This is a genomic window from Labrys methylaminiphilus subsp. lupini (assembly GCF_051161885.1).
Lineage (GTDB): Bacteria > Pseudomonadota > Alphaproteobacteria > Rhizobiales > Labraceae > Labrys.
In genome coordinates this window covers 1,217,812-1,236,251 of sequence record NZ_JBMDIH010000002.1, presented here as the reverse complement: position 1 = coordinate 1,236,251, position 18,440 = coordinate 1,217,812, and the positions used below count along the sequence as shown (strand labels likewise).

Sequence of the window (18,440 nt, the reverse complement as noted above, 5' to 3'; positions counted from 1 at the left end):
GTGTCATGGGAAGTGGCCGCTCCGTAGAGAATTGACGGGATCATAGCGGCGTGACACTATTTTGAAATATGCAATAGTGTCACGTGACGCAATTGATGGTCCTGCCGTGAAGCTTGCATCTCCCTGGGTACCGCACTTGGCACAAGGTGGTGGGCCACCTTTCGAGCGGCTTGCCGCAGCGCTTGCCGACGACATTGCCGCCGGCCTGATCGGCGCCGGCGACCGTCTGCCGGCCCATCGCGACCTTGCCTGGCGTCTCGGCGTTGGCGTCGGCACCGTCACCAAGGCCTATGCCAGGCTGGAGCAGCGCGGCCTGGTGAGGTCACTCCATGGCCGCGGCATGTTCGTGGCCGGTTCCTCGGCCGCGGCGGCCGGCGCAATCGACCTCGGCATCAACGCCCCTCCGCAGATGCTGAGCGACAGGCTGCTACAGGCCACACTGTCGACACTGGCAAAGCGCCTCGATGCCGGCACCTTCGGAGCCTATTCCCATCCCGCAGGCCGCCCGGAGCATCGGCGCCTGATGGCGCGCTGGCTGGCCAGATGGGGCTTTGAGGCCAGGCCGGACTGTATCGTGCTGAGCCATGGCGCCCAGCACGCTCTCTCTATTGCGATGGCCATCGCCTGCCCGCCGGGAACGATCTTGCTGACCGAGGCGCTGACTTATCCGGGGGCGTTGCTGGCGGCAGGGCAGGCCGGCCTCGAGACCGTCGGTCTTGCGATGGACGAGGAAGGACTCACGCCCGACGCCCTGGCCGAAGCACTCGGCTCCGAGCGCGGCCGGCATCGGGTGCTCTATGTGACCCCGACCCTGCACAATCCAACAACGGCGACGATGGGCGCTGAACGCCGCCAGACTTTGGTCCGCCTATGCCGAGCCCACGACGTCGCCATCATCGAGGACGACGTCTACGGCATTTTCGCGCCCGCAGGCGTCTGTCCCCTGGCGTCCCTTGCGCCCGAACGTACCTTCTATGTCACCGGCCTCTCCAAGACCTTGAGTCCCGGGCTTCGCATGGGCGCGCTCGTCGTCCCGCCCGATCGCATGGCCGAGGCGGAGGCACGGCTGCAGGCGAGCAGCACCATGGCGTCGGCACTCCTGGCCGAAATCATGGAGATGTGGCTGGTGGACGGGACAGCGGAAGCGGTTGCGGCGTCGGTCCGCGCGGACGCGGCCCGACGCTCGGCGCTCGCCACCGAACGCTTGCCCAAGCATGCGTCACTGAAGGTCAATGGCGGTTTTCATGCCTGGCTGCCGATGCCGGCCGAGGCGGCAGACCGTTTCGTCGCCCGCGCCGCCCTGCACGGGGTCGCTCTGATGCCGGCGCGCGCAGCAATGGCCGATCCCGCCGCTTTGCAGGGCGGCGTGCGGATAAGCCTCGGCGCTCCGGCAATCGATCAGCTCGATCAGGCTCTCGGCATTCTCGCCGATCTGTTCGTGTCCAACCGGCCGGTGCTCGTCTGAGCAAACAAGCGTTCAGTCATGAATGCGCTTTGCTCTAGAGGGCCGGCGGACGGCCCTGACTTTTCCGCTGGCACCACCTCCGCAGAAGAAGCGATCGCCCCCATCGGATTCGAGCCCGGAGACGACCAGGCCGGCCGGCATCTCGATGCTGTCGAGAACCTTGCCGGTAGCCGGATCGATATGCCGCAATTCGCTCTCATCATTTTCCAAGGTGGCGTGCCAAAGCTCCCCATCCACCCAGGTCACACCAGTGACGAAACGGTTGGATTCGATGGTGCGTAGCGTGGCGCCGGTCTCAGGATCGATCTGGTGAATCTTGCGGTCCTGGTATTGGCCGACCCAAAGGGCGCCTTCCGCCCAGGCCAGGCCTGAATCCTTGCCGCCGCCGGGCGCTGGAATGGTGGCGAGCACCTTGCCGGTGGCCGGATCGATCTTCTGGATGCGATCCTCCGCGATCTGAAACAGATGCCGGCCGTCAAAAGCGGTGCCGGCATGCGCGGCGACATCGAGAAACCTCACCGTCTTGCCACTGTCGGGATCGAGTGCGTTCAGCTTGTCGCCGGACGCAAACCAGACGTTGTCACCATCGAAGCTGACCCCGTGCACGGCCTCGACACCGGCAAAAGGGCCATATTCGCGAAGGATTTCTGCTGATGTCCGTTTCATCGGGCGACCCTAACTTCATGGCAAAGGCGCGGGGAGTAACAAGGTTGTCGCGAAACTCGGCACGGGCGGCGTCACCCAGCGGCGTGCCCGGCCGCGGCCGAAGAACTGCACTTTGGCGGCCAAGGCGAGCTCGTCGAGGGCGCGCTGCACCGTACGCTGGCTGGCACCGAGCGCAAGCGCTAGAGCCGAGCTCGACCAGGCTTCGCCATCGGAGAGGAACGCCAGCACCGCTGCATATTTCTCTTCGACCGGCCGGGCCAGTACCAGGACGTCGCCGGCACGGCGAGGGACCAGGGCAAAGCCGCGCCGGGTCGCGTTGACGGCGGCCATTCCCCGCAAGATCGCGCGCAGGCGGCCCATCTCGACCCGAAGCCGGGCGCGATGGGACTCGTCGGCCGATTTGGCTCCGAAGGCGCGCGCCACCAGTTCGTCGCGCGTCACATCGCCGGGCCAGGCCTCGCCCAACGCCCTGACAAGGGCAAACAGCACCGGCCGTCTGGCGAGCGAAGCCCCCTTCTCTGCATCGCGCACGACATGACGGCAGGCATCGACCAGGAAGGCTTTCGATGTCTGCAAAGCCTCGACTTCATCGAGCAGCACGGGGCGTTCGCAGCCGCCGGTGATCAGGCGCGCGGCCGGCGTGTCCAGGATCCGCATGGCGCTTTCGACCTCCGCCGCCAACGCCGGGATCCCGGCCTGGCGTGCGGCCAGCTTGGCCCGGGTCAGCGCCTCACGGGCCTGTCGGGTCCGCAGCATGCGCATCGCAATGCCGGCGACCACCAGATCATGCGCCGTCTTCAAGGCCGGCGGCAGCGGCGCGGGATCGAAATTGGCAAGCTCTGCCTCGGCGGCGTCCAGGCGCCCGATCAGTAGCAGGCGCCGAGCTTCGAGATATCTGGCATGTGCGGCATTCACCCAGTCGCCATGCTGTTCCAGCGTCACGCGCGCCGCATGAAGGGCCTTGGCGGGCCAGCCTAGATCGCGCGAGACGAAGGCGATCTCCGCCTCGGCGACAACGCATCTTGCGCGCGCCACCGCTTGCCTGGTGCCGAAGGCACGGCTCGCGCTTCGGATCAGTGTTCGAGCGCGATCGAGGTCCCCGAGCTGCGCCATTGCGATGCCGCGCAGGGCCAATGCCGGCGCATCGTCGCGCAGGGCAACCCGGTTCAGGGCACCGAGCGGATCGCCGGCGGCGAGCGCACGGGCCGCGGCCGTAATCAGCGAGTCCATTCGAATCCCGCCAAACTTGTCACTCCCACCATCCGACACTCCCGGACTAGCACGAAACACCGGATCGTATCGAGAACGCCGCGAGACCCGTCATGAGCCTCATTCACGCCAGCAGGATATGGAACAGCCCAGCGCATGACGGCGCCGGATGGATCTCCCGGCTTGCCTTTGTCGGCTGTCTGGGTCTCGCCTTCGCGCTGGGCACGGCGATCATGTTGGAATGGTCGCTGGCGATGGCCGGCATGGGCGAGATCCCGATGCCCGGCAACTGGACGATGTCGATGATGTGGCTGCCGATATGCGGGCAGAGCTGGCCCGGCTTGGCCCTATCCTTCCTCGCCATGTGGCTGGCCATGATGGCAGCCATGATGCTGCCGAGCCTGTCGCCCGTTCTATGGCGCCGTCGCGAGGCTCTGGTCGCGGCGGGAAAAAGGCGTCCCGGCCATCTCATCGCCCTGATCGGCGTGGGTTATCTCTCGGTGTGGGCCTTGGTCGGCTGCCTTGTCTTCCTGTGCAGCGCAACCTTCGCGGTAGCATGCGCCAAGCTGCCGGAGTTGTCGCGTACCGTACCGCTCGCCGCAGGCCTGATCGTTCTGTTGGCCGGCGCCTGGCAATTCACGCCATGGAAGGCCCACCAGCTCGCCTGCTGGCACGGTATGCCAGCAAACAGAGTCGAGCGACCGGCGCACGCGGCCTTGCTGGACGGCTTGCGGCTGGGGGCCCATTGCAGCCTGAACTCCGTCGGCCTGACCACGATCCTTCTGATGACCGGGATGATGGATCTGCGCATGATGGCAGCCGTCACGGCGGCCATCAGCTTCGAGCGTCTCGCACCGAACGGTCCACTCGCCGCGCGGCTGATCGGAGGCGTAATCATCGCCGCCGCCCTGATCCTGATCGTCAAAGCACTTGGCGGTTAGAGCACCGTGCCGAAAAGCGGATGCCGGTTTTCGGTATGTTTCAGGTCCCGCGGCGTGCGGTGAAAGCGGGCGGATCGCTGGCAGGGAACGACTCGTCGCTCGCTTCGTCGACCTCGTCCCAAGGATCGGCAGGCTGCATCGCCATATTCCGGTGCCTACCGGCGGCTGCCGCGCCGTGCGCATTCAGCACCTCCAGTTTCCGGCGCAGCCGATGATTGTCATCCAGAAGCCTGGCAATGGTGATCAGTCCCGCAAACGAAGCCAGAAGGCCAAGGCCACGCATATCGTCCTCCCCTTTTCAAGCCGCAGACCCCGCCCGATCGCCGTGGCCTTGATGTCCAAACGCCTTGCTGCTGAACCTGCTAACCGGCCCCGTGGTTCCCGCCGGCTGACCCTGTGGCTCTGCTCCAATTCGTCGCAGGCCAGAAACCTTTGCTGTTGGCGGTGGTTCTCGCCATCGACAATCATCAAGGTACGGATCCGATGCAAGCTTATGACGTGCGCACGCTTTTCTCATTTGCCGACAGAGCCAGTCGGCTGAGCGGCAGCGATCCATCGCTCGATCGCGACATCTGCCTGAGCCTTCGTTATCTCGATGGTTGCATGTTCGCCGATTGGCTGGTCGTCCTGCCTGACCATCGCCTGTCTTCAGCCAATGGTTCGCATCGTGCCGAGCCTGACGCGCTCACAGCCTCCGTCGATGCCGTCGAAAGACTTCGGCAATGCCTGCTGCCCGGGAGCCGATTGAATGTCAGGTCGCTCGATGGCGCCCTGGAACAGTTTCAATGCCAGGTGCGGTATGGTTTAGACGCAGATGAAGCCGGCAAGGCAGTCGTCGCCGGCTCGGAGCCTTGCGCCCGGCTGGCTGCTCTCCTTCATGCCTTTGCCAATTCGACCCTGGGTTGGCCAAATCCTGCAAGCGAACCGGCCAGGCTGCGCTTTGCCCTGGTCGACAAGTAAGCGCAGCTGGTAAAGCACCCCTGGCCGAAAAACTGTTTCAGAACAGCGTGTCGATGCTTGCTCGACACGCAAACATCAACGGCGTTCGCTTCCGAGCAGGGTGGCGCCGACCACAAGCCCTATTACGAACCCGACAATGCCGGCTGAGGACAGGATCGTCGCGGCGGTGCCTGGGTGTTCCCTCGCCGCATCGGTCACGGCGTGCGCTTGCTCGCGTGCTTGCTGGAAGGAAGCTCGCGTCTGTCCCTTGGCTCGATCCACGGCCTCCGCGGCCGCCTCGCGCGTGCGCTCCAATGTTTCGGCGCCACGGTCCGCGATGGATTTACCAAGTGCGCCGATTTCCTTTCTGAGTTCGGTAATCTGCTTTTCCAGTTCCTTGCGCACATCGTCCGAGGAAATCGAGTCGGCCATCATGTTCTCCGTTCTGGTGATCCGTGACGGCGATGGCTCGTAGCCTGCACCGCACCCAACTATAACGCCCGACCTGGCGCCATGTTCCCGTCTTGCCGCCGACGCACGAAAAAGGCTCCCCTTGGGGAGCCTTGGAGCATTTTGAGATTTGACGCGGTTCAACTGGAATTGCGGTCGGTACGACCGTTGAGGGAAATCCCCGCGATCAGTTGAACAGATCCTGGGTCAGGATCGCCACTTCCGTGCGATTGCGCGCCTTGATCTTGCGCATGATGTTGCGGATATGGATCTTCACCGTGCTCTCGCTCATTTCGAGCTTGTAGGCGATGATCTTGTTGGACTCGCCGCGGCGCAAGTGGTCGATGACGTCGATCTGCCTTTGGGTAAGAACCTGGTGGAATGGCCCCTTCTCCGGAGCCTGCATGGGAGCTGTCTGCGCAGCCAGGAGGCTCGTAACAGGCACAAACCTCTCCCCGGCCTGGACCAGACGAATGGCCGCCGCCGCCATATCCAGATTGAAGGTCATACCGACAAAACCACGGGCGCCTTGCTCCAGGGTACGGCGAACCAAAGCGGGATTCTCGGCATCGGAGAGTACGATGATCTGGCTATCGGGAGCCTTGGCTTGCAGCTTGGCAATGTCGTCGCAGATGGCGTGTTCCGTCGCCCAGTCGCCAGTTGCGCACAGCAGTACGGTCACGGGAGCGGCTGGGTCCAACGGGCGCCATTCGTCTACCGATCCGTAGCCGCTCATCGTGCAGTTCAATTCAGAATCGGCGAGGCAGCGCGCCAGACAGTCTCGGATCAGCGTTGCCGCGCTGATGATGAGGACCGGGATTGTTGCAATCCGAGGCGTGACGGAAGGCGTGGCAATGGGCGCCGTCGGTAGCGCTGCGTCATCGCGCAGTCGCGGCGGGCGATCAAACATGTCGACGCTCCTATAGGCGTCGGAAAGAACAGCAGTACCCATTACCATATTACCTTATATCAGACCGCCCCTATCCAGCAGGCCTACAAACTGCGTGGAGCGATAGAGGTATTTCCCTGCGGCGTATGTGCGATTTCGCACATACGCCGTGGCGTGGCGCCCCACGGACGATGGCGAATCCGGTTGGCGGACAATGATCTGATGTGCCCTGGAGGACCGTTACCCACGCTGGAATCGAGAGCTCATTGCCGCGCGTGTAAGCAAGACCGATAAGAATTCTCGTTCTATATAGATCGGTATCTTCAGAACTTATCAGAATAATATAAACGCCATACATTTATCTGAAATGTGTTCTCATTGAGAAACCAAAGATAATTTGAAGGCAGCTGCCATAATTCTTATTTTAGGAAAATTTATATGGGAACAATTTTATCCTCCGATTGTTATACTGCTCATATCTGGAGTGCGTACACTCGACAATCGCGGAGAAAGACCATGACAAACAGGTTGATGAACTTGATTGGCGTATCTTTGGTGGCGCTATGGCTGCCAGCCGCTGCCCAGGCGCAAGGCGTGATGGGCGGAGCCCAGGAAGGGGCGGAACGCGGTAATGAGAACGCCGGGCCGATCGGCGGCATCGTCGGTGGCACGGTTGGCGCTGTGACGGGCGGTATCAACGGACTGCTGGGAATTCAGCAGCGCCCCCGCTTCCGTCAATATGTGATCGAGAGGCACGTTCCGTCCTACCGCTATGAGGAGCCCGTCAATGTGGGCGTCGTTCTGCCCGAGGACGGTATCGAATATTATGACGTGCCCGCGGACTATGGTGAAGTCCGCTACAAATATACGGTGATCAACGACGAGGTGGTGTTGGTCGATCCGGGCACCCGCCGGATCGTACAGGTTGTAGAATAGGGCTCGCTTGCGGCCGTGCCTCGCTTCGAACGGGCTCGCTGCAGAGTTGATTGAGAAATCTTCCGGCTGCGCGACACAGCAGCCGGAAGATCAGGGCTTCTGCTTCAGCAAGCGCGGACCAGGGCATGGCACTTCGGCACGCCTTTATCGCCATAAGAGTGGCGGATATAGGTTATGCACTACACCTGACAAAGCAGATCAGCTCGATAAGACATCGATATAGGAATATTATATATGTCATTGATATATAATATCTTTTTATAAATACAAGGAAGGGGCTTGCCCTTTCGGCATAGGCACAAGATGCGCCAAACGGGTATGCGCGCTCGGTGCATGAGCAAGCCAATTTAGCGTGGCCACCTCGTATAAGTCAGGTTATCAGCACAAGGTCATTCTTATCCTTAACTTCAACGAGCCAACCCATCGGAGTTCATGTCAGGGGCCTCTGACGGGACGCCCGCCTACGCCGTGACCGGGAACCGCTGCCACGTCCCTGCCATTCTCCGATCCCCTCACCCGCCGAAACGGGGCTCCGGGATGCCCCGAATGCCCAGATCATGGATGGCGAAGAGGCTGCCCCGCAACACGCCGTCGCCGGGGAAGCGCGGCAAAGGCGGCTTGGCCATCGAGGTCACATAGAGCACATCAAGATCGGGACCGCCGAACATCACGCTGGTGACCTTCTTGACCGGCATCTCGATCACCCGGTCGACCGAGCCGTCCGGCCGATAGCGCACCAGCTTGCCATCGTAGACCAGGGCATTCCACAGGCAGCCCTCGGCGTCCACCGTCGAGCCATCGGCCGCACCACCACCCGATCCATCGACCTTGGCGAAGGTCCGGCGGTTCGACACGCCGCCAGTGTCCTGGTCATAGTCATACGCGGAGATCTCGCCGGACCAGGTGTCGGTGAAATAGAAAATAGCACCGTCCGGGCTCCAGCACGGCCCGTTCGAGCAGATGATGCCGGAATCGAGCCTGGTGACCTTGAAGTCCGTCGACAGGCTGTAGAGTGCCCCGTTCGGCCCTTCCTCCATCGTGTCCATCGAGCCGGCGATGAAGCGGCCGCGCTTGTCGACCTTGCCGTCATTGATGCGGTTGTTGGGCAGGTCGGGCTCGGGATCGTCGATGAGTTCGACATCACCCGTCTTGAAGTCGAGAAGATGGAAGCCACGCGCCAGCGAGACGACGGCGCCCGAGCCGTCCTTGCGCAGCGCCATGGAGCCGATTTTCTGCGGCACGTCCCAGGCCCGGAGCTCCCTGCCATCGGCAGTGGCACGGAAGACGCGGCCGTCGAAACTGTCGATCCAGTAGAGACGCTGCTGGTCGACGTCCCAAAGCGGGCCCTCCCCCAGGGTGGTCTTCACATCCAGCAAGACTTCGATACGCATGCTCGTTCCCTCTCCTTCAGCCGTTTTGTCGTCAGCCTTCCGGCTGGCAGCCCCGATCAAGTGCTCAGAAATTCACGGCATGGCCGCCTTTCAGGCTCAGTATTTCGCGGGCCTCGTCCGGGGTCGCCACGGCGAGGCCCAGCCCCTCGATGATCTGGCGGACCCTGGTGACCTGTTCCGCATTGGAGCGGGCGAGCACGCCGGGCCCGTTCCAGAGCGAGTCCTCCAGCCCGACGCGGACGTTGCCGCCCATCGCAGCCGACATCGCCGCAATGTTGAACTGGTTGCGGCCCGCACCGAGGACGGACCAGCGATACTGATCGCCGAACAAGCGATCTGCGGTGCGCTTCATGTGCTGGACGTCGTCGGGATGGCCGCCAATGCCACCCTGCAGGCCGAAGACGGTCTGGATGAAGAGCGGCGCCTTCACCAGGCCGCGATCGAAGAAATATTTTAGATTGTACAGGTGCGCCGTGTCGTAGCATTCAAACTCGAAACGGGTGTCGTTGCCCGCGCAGGTGGTCAGGATGTGCTCGATCTGCCCGAAGGTGTTGCGAAAGATGATGTCCTTGTTGGCGAGATAGGTTCGCTCCCACTCATGCTTGAGATCGGTGAAGCGATCGAGCATGCCGAACAGGCCGAAATTCATGGAACCAAGATTGAGCGAGGCGACCTCCGGCGCGAAGGTTGCCGCCGGTCGCACGCGCTCCTCGATGCTCATGGTCGGGGCACCGCCGGTGGTGAGGTTGATGACGCAGTTCGAGCGCTGCTTGATCTGGGGCAGGAACCTGGCAAAGGCCTCCGGCGTCTGGTCGGGCTCACCGGTCACGGGATTGCGGGCGTGGAGGTGCACGATCGCCGCGCCAGCCTCGGCGGCGCCGACCGCCGCATCGGCGATCTCTTCCGGCGTCACCGGCAGATGCGGCGACATCGAGGGCGTATGAATGGCGCCGGTTACGGCGCAAGTGATGATGACTTTATTGCGGGCCATGCCGTTTACTCACTTTCCGATGTCCTTGGCGGCCCTGCGCTTGTGCGCGCGCAGAGCCATCAGCTGGCGGTCGCGCCATTTCTGGCGCTCACCGAGCTTGTCGCGCGGTAGAAGGGCGCTGCGCTCCGCTTCGATGCGCTCCATCACGGGGCCAGCCCAATCGACGCGGTACTGCACCGACGGGAAGATGTTGGCGTAGATGCCTTGGTAGCGCTCGGCATAGTCGCGCACGCCCCCGGGCGCGTTGAGGTCGATCGTCTCGAAGGGACCCATGAACGACCAGCGCAAGGCCAGCCCGTCGCGCAGGCCTATATCGATGTCCTCGACGCTGGCGATATCGTCGGCGACCAGGCGGAACGCTTCTTCGAGCAGAGCACCCTGCAGGCGGTTCATGATGAAACCGTCGATCTCGCGCTTCATCACCAAAGGTGACTGGCCACAACTGCGCATGAAGTCGGCCGCCTTGCACATGGCCTCCTGCGAGGTCCAGGGCGAGGGGCAGACCTCCACCGCTTGTACCAGGTAGGGCGGATTGATCGGATGGCACACGAGGCAGCGCTGGCGGCCGGGAAGATGCTCCATGAAGGCGGAAGGCAGGATCGCCGAAGTCGAACTTGCCAGCACCGTCTTGGCGGGCGCCAGCCGGTCGAGATCGGCGAACAGAGTGCGCTTCAGCTCGACCTGTTCGGGCGCGTTCTCCTGGACGTGGTCGACGTCATCGAGCGCTACGGCAAGATCGGGCTCGATGCGGATGCGTGCCTTGACTTCGCGAGGTTCGGAACCGCCGAGAAGGTCATTTGCGGCAAGATCCGGCAACATCTCGTCGATGAAGGCCAAGGCTTTCGGCAAGGCGTCGGCGTCCTTGTCCCAGAGCCTGACCTCATGGCCGGCCCTTGCGAAGGTGATGGCCCAGGCGCGGCCGATGAAACCGGATCCGATGATGGCTGTCTTCATGGGAATGTTCCCGACTGAGAGGGGGCGCTCACAAGGATTCGACGTTGCCGTCGACGCCCAGGGACTGGCCGGAGATGTTGAGGCCGGCCGGCGACAACAGGAAGAGCACCATCGCAGCGACATCCTCCGGGCCCGTCATGCGGCGCAGCGAGATACGGTCGAGATATTGCTTCTCCATCGCCTCATAGGGCACGCCGACCTGGGTGGCGCGATCGCGGATTACCCCTTCCATGCGCGGCCCGCGGATGATGCCGGGCAGGATGGCATTGACCCGGATACCGGAGGGGCCGAGTTCCTTGGCAAGGCTCTGGGTGAAGCCGATGACACCCCATTTGGCGGCCGAATACGGCGTGCGATAGGCATAGCCATAGCGCCCCGCGGCCGAGGACAGGTTGATGATGGCGCCATCGCCCGCCTGCTTGAGCAGGGGCACGCCGTGATGAGAACAGAGGAACTGCCCGGTGAGGCAGATATCGATGGTGCGGCGCCAATCGGCGGGCGAGATCTCCTCCACACCACCGGTCGGCCCGGCAATGCCGGCATTGTTGATGAGCGCATCGAGGCCCCCGAGCCCGGCTAGCACGTCGTCGAAGAGCCCAGCCACGGCCTCTTCGTCCGAGACGTCGCACAGGCTGGCACCGTGTCCGGGATGAGCTGCCCTGAAATCGGCAAGATGCTGCTCGGCGACATCGCACACATGCACCCTGGCGCCATTGTCGATTAGGAGATCGGCAATGGCGCGGCCGATGCCGGAAGCTCCGGCTGTGATGAGAACGCGAAGGCCAGGTTTGAGGGCGATTCCGGTCATGGATATTTCCTTGATTTACAATGTTTTCAGGAATTTTTTTCACGCAATGTGATAACGGCGCAAAGCACCACGACCCCGTAGAGAATGGCGCGGGTCGCATAAGGGAGCGTGGTGCCGGCCAGCAGGGTCTGCAGGGCCGTCAGCAGCAGCACGCCGCCGATCATGCCGATATAGCGCCCTCGCCCGCCGGTGATCAGCGTTCCTCCAACCACGGCGACGGCGATGGACGGCAGCAGATAGTCATCGCCCATGCCCAGGCTCGCCTGGCCGGAGAAGCCGGCAAGGAGGCAGCCCACCAGGGCCGCGCAGCAGCCGGACAGCATATAGACCTTGACCGTGGTTGCGCCGACCGGCACGCCTGACAACTGGGCAGCGCGCGCGCCATTGCCGATGGCATAGACACGCCGGCCGAAGGCGGTCCGGCCGAGCAGGACGATGGCGAGGAACACGAACAGGACGACGAGAGGCACGATCGGCGTAACACCCATCACCTGCCCGGTCATGATCCAGCGCAGCCCCGGGGCCGAAAAACCGTCGGGCGTCCCGCCGGAATAGACCAGCGCAAAGCCCTGCAGGATGCCGTTCATCGCCAATGTCATCACGATTGGCGACAAGCCGAGGGCAACGATGCCGAGGCCGTTCAACAGGCCGATGAACGTACCCATCGCCAGGGCCAGCGGCAGGGCATAGAGCATCGCACTATCCGATCCCTTCATCAGGCCGGCGCTGACGATGCCGCAGAACGCGATCGTCCACGGCAGGGAGAGGTCGAGGCCGCCGGTGAGGATCACGCTCCCCTGCCCAAGCGCGAGAATGGCCAGGAAGCTCGCGAGCACGATCAGTGAATTGTAGTAGCCCCACGACGCCAGCGTACTGCCGAGCACGAACTGGCTGACGATGAGGACGATCGCAAAGCAGACAAAGGCTGGAAGGACCGTGCGCAGATCCTCCTGGCGGCGGATCCAGAAGCTGGGACGGGCAATCTGAGATCGCGCGGCTTGAACCGGCTCGGCCGGCAGTCGCAACCGCGTTTCCGGCAGTGACAGCTGCCGCGGCAGGCGGCCCTGGCGCCAGGCCGCCAAGCGATGGCCGATCAGGCGCAGGGTGGTGGCGAGCACCGATGTGCGGGTGATCGAAGCGCCGAGCACCGCCAGGATCAGGATGGTGCCCTCGACGACGGAGGAATAGAAGGCCGGCACGTTGAGGACGAGCAGGATGTTGACCACCATCATCAGCACATAGGCGCCGAAGATGGTACCAACAGGCCCGCCGCGCCCGCCGCCCAGCAATGTACCGCCAACCACCACGGCCGCGAACATCTGCAGCAGCATGGGATTGCCGACCAGCGGGTCGCCCGAGCCGGTCTGCGCGCTGATGAACACGCCGGCCAGGCCGTAGAGCCCGCCGGCCAGCACATAGACAAAGAACTCGCACAGGCGGGTGTTGAGGCCCGCCGCCCGGGCCGCGTCCCGGTCAGAGCCGATCGCGTAGATCGCCTTGCCGAAGACGGTATTCTTGAGGAAAAGCCAGCCCAACACCAGGAGTACGAGCATGAGAACCGGTCCCGGCAGCCATTCGGGGATCGCGTCGGCCGTGAAGAAGGCCGTGAAGTCAGCGGGAAGCTGGCCGCCGGGCTTGTCCATCACCAGCAGCGTCACCCCCTGCAGGATGAACATCGTCGCGAGCGTCACGACGATCGGCTGCAGGCGCAGGAAGGCGATGAAGAAACCGTTGAACGCCCCCGCCGCCGCTCCGATGGCGATGCCGGCGCAGGACCACAAGAGGATGCTGGAAGGATCGTCCTGCATGTGGCTTGCCAGCGTGACGTTCACCAGCGAAACCACGGCAGCCGCCGACAGGTCGAACCCGCCCGACAACACCACGATAGTCTGGCCGATAGCAGCCGTCGCCAGCGTGGCTCCGCCCGTAGCAATGGTCGAGACATCGTAATAGTTGAGGGATCCGCTGACGAGGCGGATCAGCCCGAGGCAGGCCAGGAAGGCGGTGACTGCGATCAGCGCACCCCGATGGCGCGACCAGCGCAGGCCCGCGCGCTTGGCCCGCGACGGCTTGAGGGACATGTCGACGTGGGCCGCGCTCATGATGCCTCCCGGATCGTGGAAGCGCTGCCCAGCGTGGCGCGCAGAATGGCGTCTTCGGAAATCGCAGGGCCGGTGAGATCGGCCGCAACCTTGCCGCGATAGAGCACGAGGACGCGATGGGCGAGATGGTCGAGTTCGGCAATCTCAGTGGAATGGAACAGGACGGCGCCGCCGGCGGCGGCATATTGCTGGATCAAGGCATAGATCTCGTGCTTGGTGCCGACGTCGATGCCGCGGGTCGGGTCGAACAGCAGCAGCACGCGGCTTTGCGCGAACAGCCATTTTGCGATGGCGATCTTCTGCTGGTTGCCGCCGGAAAAGGATTTCACGCTGGTCCACAGCGCGCGCATCTGCACGTTGAGCCTGCCGAAGACCCTGGCGACATCCGCCTCCTCGCGGGTTTCGTCGATCAGGCCGAACCTTGTATAGCGCTCGATCACCGGCAGGGAGACATTGCGCTGCCCGTCGAGCTTGAGGAAAAGGGCTTCGGTCTTGCGGTCCTCGGGAACCAGGCTGATGCCGATACGCGCCTCGATGGCGTCGCGCGGGGAGGTCAGCGTCACCGCCTGCCCGTCAATTCGGATCTCGCCGCGATATTCCTCCATGCCGAACAGGGCCGAGAAGAGCTCGAGCTGGCCCATGCCCTGCAGGCCCGCGACGCCGAGAATCTCGCCCGCACGCAGATCGAGGCTGACCTCATCGAGCCTCTTATGGGTACCAAGTCCTTTCACCGACAGCACGGGATCGCCGGTCAGCGACGGCACCGGCGGCTTGGGCGGAAAGGAACGACCCAGCTCTCTGCCCGCTATCATGCCGATCAGGTCCTCGTCGGCGACATCGGCAAGGCTGGCGGTAGCGATATGCTTGCCACCACGCAGGACCGTGACCCGATCGCAAAAGGCCCTCACCTCCGCCATGCGATGAGAGATGAACACCACCGTCACGCCGTCGCGCTTCAGCCCGTCGATCAGGCCGCCCAGCCAGTCGATGTCCCGGCCGGACAAGGTGGAAGTCGGCTCGTCGAGGAGGAGGATCCTGGGGCGGCGGAACAAGGCGCGGGCAATCTCGATCTTCTGGCGAATGTTGAGATCGAGATCGCGCAGGTCGGTATCGAGATCGATCGCCTCCAGGCCGAGCGCTTCCAGATGATCAATCACCTGCCGGCGCGCCTCCGAGCGGCGGATCTGGCCGAACAGGGTCGGCGGATAGGGCAACAGCATATTATCCAGCACCGTCAGGTCCTTGACGATGGTGAGTTCCTGAAAAGCCGTCTGAATACCGAGCCGATGGGCTGCGCGCGGACTGCCGAGCACCGCCTGCTGGCCAAAGATCTCGAAATGGCCTGTCGTGGGCATGATCAGGCCGGACAGCAGCTTGACGAGCGTGGATTTGCCAGCGCCGTTTTCGCCCAGCAGTGCGTGGGCCTCGCCTGCCAGGACCTCGAAGGAGACGCCGTCGACGGCGATGGTCGGTCCGAAGGAGCGACTGATATCGCAGGCCGCAACCGCCGTTTTCGACAAGGCCGTCTGAACGGATATGGATGACATACGAGCCGGTCCCTGGAAATTGGTGTTGTCGGCAGCACCGGAGCCGGAATCGGTTCTGGTGCTGCAGATCTTTGATGCCGCATCGTTTTTGCCGAAAACCGGCGCCCCCTTTTCGGTACGATGCTCAAAGCAGTACAGGTGGGTCAGCAAGGATGGCGCAGACCCACGCCGCCGTCAGTTCTCGGGCTGGCCGACCAGCGCCGCCGACAGCCCTAGTTCGGGCGTCTCGGCCGAATAGATCGAGGCGAACCAGCCGGGATTGGAAACGAGAGAAGGCTTGAAGGCATTGCAGCCGGCCTTCATCTCCGCCCAACTGCCCTCCTGGCAAAGCTTGATCGTCTCGTTCGTCACGATTGGCAAAGGCAGCACCGTGTGCTTGGGGATGTCCTTGCCATCGAGTTTGGCGATGGCGAGCTTCAGGGCCAGGCCACCCGAATAAGGCGGTGAGGCATAGGAAATGCGGGGGGCGGCCATTGGTGTGTAGGTGCCGTTGGCGCCCTCGACCTCGGTGCCCACAGGCAGCATCTGGATGCGCCCGCCATTCGAGCCCTCACCGGCACAAGGCTTGAGCTTGTCGGGAGTAGCGCCGGCCTCGATCTGCATGGTGTTGGCGGTATAGCAGCCCACCTGCATCCACAGCCCGTCGATCTCGTCCCATTTGCGGGTGGCCATGATCTTGGATAATTCGGTGCGGGCCACCGCCTGGCTCCACATGCCGATGGCTTCGTTGACGATCTTGATGTCGGGATATTTGGCGAAGACTTCCTTGGCGGCCTTGGTGCGCAGCGTATCGACCGAGGTGCCGGGTACGCCGGTGATGGCGATGATGTTGCCCTTGCCGTTCAGTTTCTTGGCCAGCCATTCGGCCGTGACCCGCCCTGCTTCGCTCTGGTCGATCGTGACGTTGTAGGCGCAAGGTTCGGTGATCTCGCCATCATAGGCAATCACCACCACGCCCTTGCCGCAGGCATTCTTCACAGCTGCGTTCAAGGCAGTGGGGGAGATCGGGAAGACCACGATGGCCTTGGCGCCGGCCTGCACCATGGCGTTGATCTGCTGGATCTGGCGCTGGGCATTGGGGCCGGCGACCTGGACCTGGAGATCGACCTTGTCGGCCAACTCCTTGCTGGCGGCCATGGCCTTGACCATGTTGGCGGCCTCGCCTTGCCAGTCATTTCCGATATAGCTCATCGACAGATAGATCTTGTATTTGTCCTTGGCCTCGGCCTGCCCGCCAAGGGCGCATAGGCCGAGCAGTCCCGCGCCCACCAGGGCAGCGCCGCGCTTTACCAATCCCATTCTTCCCTCCCTGTCAGCCCGCTTCGTTGCGGCGGGCACTTCGACTCGTTGATGAGCCAGCTTCTTTGAGCTACTTTGATCATAAATCAAAGATCAGAAATTTTGCAAGCGCAGAGGACTGCTTTCTCCGGACGGCGAACCGACCTACAAGACGAGAACCCGGCATCGGGATTGCAACGCGGAGGTGTCATGAGCGAAATCAGGTCCAAGGCGCGAGAGCCGCTCTCGGTCGTGCGTGTGCAGCGCGCCACCATGCAGGAGGACGTCTATCGCCAGGCCAAGGAACTGATCCTCAATGGCGATCTGGCGCCGGGCCAGTCCATCACCATTCAGTGGCTGGCCGATGCCTTCGGCGTCAGCGCCATGCCCGTGCGCGAGGCGATTCTTCGCCTGACGGCGGAAAAGGCCCTCACCGTCGTGGCCGGACGGAGCCTCGGCATCCCCCATCTCACCCGCGAAAGGCTGGCGGATCTGACGCGGACTCGCCTGGAGATCGAAGGCCTGGCGGTGTCATGGGCCGTGCCCAACCTTCAGCCCGCGACACTCGCCCGGCTGGACGAACTGGTCGAGGAGATGGACAATATCAAGCCGAACAAGGAGGCGCGGAAGATCTATCTGCGCGCCAACCGGGCCCTGCATTTCGAGATCTATCAGGCGAGCGGTTCGGAAACCCTGTTCGGCATCATCGAAACTCTCTGGCTCCAGGTCAGCCCCTATTTCAACCTGCTGCAGGAACGCGGCAATTTCGTCGTTTCGAACAAGCACCATCGTGTCCTGGTGGAGGCACTGAAATCCGGCGACCACGCCGGCGCCGTACGCGCCATCCAGGCCGATATCGGCGACGCGGCCAATATCCTCGAAACCATACTCTGACAGGCTTGCTCGGCTTTCGAGGGTGCGTCTGCGACCGGGCGTCACGCTTCATTCCAAAACGGAGCGCGTTCGCACCCGGCTGTTTCTAAATGCTTTTCTATCTCTATTGACTTCGTAACCTCGCAAATCGGTCTGGGCGAGCACTTTCACGGCTGTGTCACATCGTCCGACAATAGTGCGCCCATGCCGCAAATCGGCGGCATAGCAACCAACTTTTCACCCGGCGCCCGACACGCCGGGTGCTTTGTTTTCGGGCGGCAAGATCGGCAAGGCGCTCTGCGAATCGCGGGAATGTCCCTTGAGCAAAGCCCCCGAGGTTGCATCTTGCCTGTGACGCGGTATGAACGGTGAACGACATCGGGACTGGCTTGGGCATGCAGGCGGATTTCTTGAGCTTTGCTGGTGAATGGGGAGCGGCCGTGTTGCTGCTGCTCTTCTTCGTCAGTGCGGTCTCCTTGCTGCCCCGGCCCGCGCTTTGCATCGTAGCCGGCTCCGCCTACGGGCTTTACGGCATTCCGCTCGCCCTGATCGGCTCCATCCTCGGTGCGTCGGTGGCCTATTGGCTGGGTGTGGTGGTCGGACGCCGCTACGGGCACCGGCTCACCCGGCGCTGGCGCTTGTTGGAACCGCTTCGCGAGGCCGTCCGGCTGGGCGGCTGGCGCATCGTGCTGTTGTGCCGCTGCGCGCCGATCGCGCCTTCGAGCCTGGTCAGCTTCGTGTTCGGCTCGACGTCGATCGCCTTCGGCCCCTTCCTGGTCGCGACCGGGGTTGGCATTCTGCCCGGCATCGCCTTGCAGGTCGCTGCTGGGGCAGGGCTACGCGCAAGTCTGGATGGTCACCTGTCCATGCTGCAGGTCGTCGCCCTCGGCTTCGGCCTCTGCGCCGGCTTGGCAGCCCTTCTCTTGCTGGGCCGCAAGCTGCGGCAGGTGCTGGCGACCTATCAGCGTGAGCCGGCGGTGGAAAACCCGCTGCGTTAGGCC

General features: G+C 63.2%; 18 protein-coding genes. 6 read left to right on the top strand and 12 right to left on the bottom strand.

From position 1 onward, the window contains the following. Positions 1-106: 106 nt before the first annotated feature. The gene (locus ACN6KF_RS31340; RefSeq protein ID WP_434960789.1) at positions 107-1,465 is read left to right on the top strand and encodes an aminotransferase-like domain-containing protein; all 1,359 of its coding nucleotides are present in this window, start codon (positions 107-109) and stop codon (positions 1,463-1,465) included. A gap of 12 nt (positions 1,466-1,477) precedes the next feature. On the opposite strand, the gene ACN6KF_RS31335 is transcribed toward ACN6KF_RS31340, so the two are convergent. After that, positions 1,478-2,131, bottom strand: coding sequence for a Vgb family protein (locus ACN6KF_RS31335; RefSeq protein WP_434960788.1), 654 nt, complete (start codon positions 2,129-2,131; stop codon positions 1,478-1,480). A 15-nt stretch (positions 2,132-2,146) separates the two neighbouring features. Further along, positions 2,147-3,361 carry a helix-turn-helix domain-containing protein gene (locus tag ACN6KF_RS31330; RefSeq protein ID WP_434960787.1) on the bottom strand — a complete coding sequence of 405 codons (1,215 nt, stop codon included), beginning with the start codon at positions 3,359-3,361 and terminating at the stop codon, positions 2,147-2,149. Positions 3,362-3,453: 92 nt separating this feature from the next. Here ACN6KF_RS31330 and ACN6KF_RS31325 point away from each other — a divergent pair, with 92 nt between their 5' ends. After that, positions 3,454-4,281, top strand: a complete 828-nt coding sequence (locus ACN6KF_RS31325) for a copper chaperone (protein WP_434960786.1) — start codon at positions 3,454-3,456, stop codon at positions 4,279-4,281. Positions 4,282-4,321: 40 nt separating this feature from the next. Here ACN6KF_RS31325 and ACN6KF_RS31320 read toward each other — a convergent pair whose 3' ends face one another. Next, positions 4,322-4,564 carry a hypothetical protein gene (locus ACN6KF_RS31320; protein ID WP_434960785.1) on the bottom strand — a complete coding sequence of 81 codons (243 nt, stop codon included), beginning with the start codon at positions 4,562-4,564 and terminating at the stop codon, positions 4,322-4,324. Between the two features lie 113 nt (positions 4,565-4,677). Between ACN6KF_RS31320 and ACN6KF_RS31315 the strand changes: the two genes are divergently transcribed. Then, positions 4,678-5,241 carry a hypothetical protein gene (locus tag ACN6KF_RS31315; protein ID WP_434960784.1) on the top strand — a complete coding sequence of 188 codons (564 nt, stop codon included), beginning with the start codon at positions 4,678-4,680 and terminating at the stop codon, positions 5,239-5,241. Positions 5,242-5,316: 75 nt separating this feature from the next. Here the strand turns inward: ACN6KF_RS31315 and ACN6KF_RS31310 are convergent, their stop codons facing one another. Together ACN6KF_RS31310 and ACN6KF_RS31305 are read right to left on the bottom strand one after the other, a co-directional pair. Continuing rightward, a complete protein-coding gene (locus tag ACN6KF_RS31310; protein ID WP_434960783.1) occupies positions 5,317-5,655 on the bottom strand; it encodes a hypothetical protein in 339 nt (112 codons plus the stop codon). Positions 5,656-5,857: 202 nt separating this feature from the next. Continuing rightward, entirely contained in the window at positions 5,858-6,580 is a 723-nt protein-coding gene (locus ACN6KF_RS31305) for a response regulator transcription factor (protein ID WP_434960782.1), read from the bottom strand. A gap of 495 nt (positions 6,581-7,075) precedes the next feature. Here ACN6KF_RS31305 and ACN6KF_RS31300 point away from each other — a divergent pair, with 495 nt between their 5' ends. Continuing rightward, the gene (locus ACN6KF_RS31300) at positions 7,076-7,495 is read left to right on the top strand and encodes a DUF1236 domain-containing protein (RefSeq protein WP_434960781.1); all 420 of its coding nucleotides are present in this window, start codon (positions 7,076-7,078) and stop codon (positions 7,493-7,495) included. Positions 7,496-8,007: 512 nt separating this feature from the next. Here ACN6KF_RS31300 and ACN6KF_RS31295 read toward each other — a convergent pair. From ACN6KF_RS31295 to ACN6KF_RS31265, 7 genes are all read right to left on the bottom strand, one after another. Next, entirely contained in the window at positions 8,008-8,886 is an 879-nt protein-coding gene (locus ACN6KF_RS31295; RefSeq protein WP_434960780.1) for an SMP-30/gluconolactonase/LRE family protein, read from the bottom strand. 64 nt (positions 8,887-8,950) lie between these two features. Next, positions 8,951-9,877: a 3,5-dioxohexanoate:acetyl-CoA acetone transferase gene (gene kce, locus ACN6KF_RS31290; protein ID WP_434960779.1), complete on the bottom strand. Its 927-nt coding sequence runs from the start codon at positions 9,875-9,877 to the stop codon at positions 8,951-8,953. 9 nt (positions 9,878-9,886) lie between these two features. Next, positions 9,887-10,831, bottom strand: coding sequence for a 3-hydroxyacyl-CoA dehydrogenase (locus ACN6KF_RS31285; protein ID WP_434960778.1), 945 nt, complete (start codon positions 10,829-10,831; stop codon positions 9,887-9,889). 28 nt (positions 10,832-10,859) lie between these two features. Next, entirely contained in the window at positions 10,860-11,639 is a 780-nt protein-coding gene (locus ACN6KF_RS31280) for an SDR family oxidoreductase (RefSeq protein WP_434960777.1), read from the bottom strand. Between the two features lie 26 nt (positions 11,640-11,665). After that, on the bottom strand, positions 11,666-13,741 hold the full coding sequence (locus tag ACN6KF_RS31275; protein WP_434960776.1) for an ABC transporter permease: 2,076 nt from the start codon (positions 13,739-13,741) through the stop codon (positions 11,666-11,668). After that, a complete protein-coding gene (locus tag ACN6KF_RS31270; RefSeq protein ID WP_434960775.1) occupies positions 13,738-15,288 on the bottom strand; it encodes a sugar ABC transporter ATP-binding protein in 1,551 nt (516 codons plus the stop codon). Before ACN6KF_RS31270 ends, ACN6KF_RS31275 begins: the two co-directional genes overlap by 4 nt. Before the next feature lie 174 nt (positions 15,289-15,462). After that, positions 15,463-16,587 carry a sugar ABC transporter substrate-binding protein gene (locus tag ACN6KF_RS31265; RefSeq protein WP_434960774.1) on the bottom strand — a complete coding sequence of 375 codons (1,125 nt, stop codon included), beginning with the start codon at positions 16,585-16,587 and terminating at the stop codon, positions 15,463-15,465. A gap of 189 nt (positions 16,588-16,776) precedes the next feature. Between ACN6KF_RS31265 and ACN6KF_RS31260 the strand changes: the two genes are divergently transcribed. Both ACN6KF_RS31260 and ACN6KF_RS31255 read left to right on the top strand, forming a co-directional pair. After that, the gene (locus tag ACN6KF_RS31260) at positions 16,777-17,460 is read left to right on the top strand and encodes a GntR family transcriptional regulator (RefSeq protein ID WP_434960773.1); all 684 of its coding nucleotides are present in this window, start codon (positions 16,777-16,779) and stop codon (positions 17,458-17,460) included. A 389-nt stretch (positions 17,461-17,849) separates the two neighbouring features. After that, positions 17,850-18,437: a TVP38/TMEM64 family protein gene (locus ACN6KF_RS31255; protein ID WP_434960772.1), complete on the top strand. Its 588-nt coding sequence runs from the start codon at positions 17,850-17,852 to the stop codon at positions 18,435-18,437. The last annotated feature ends 3 nt before the right edge of the window (positions 18,438-18,440 follow it).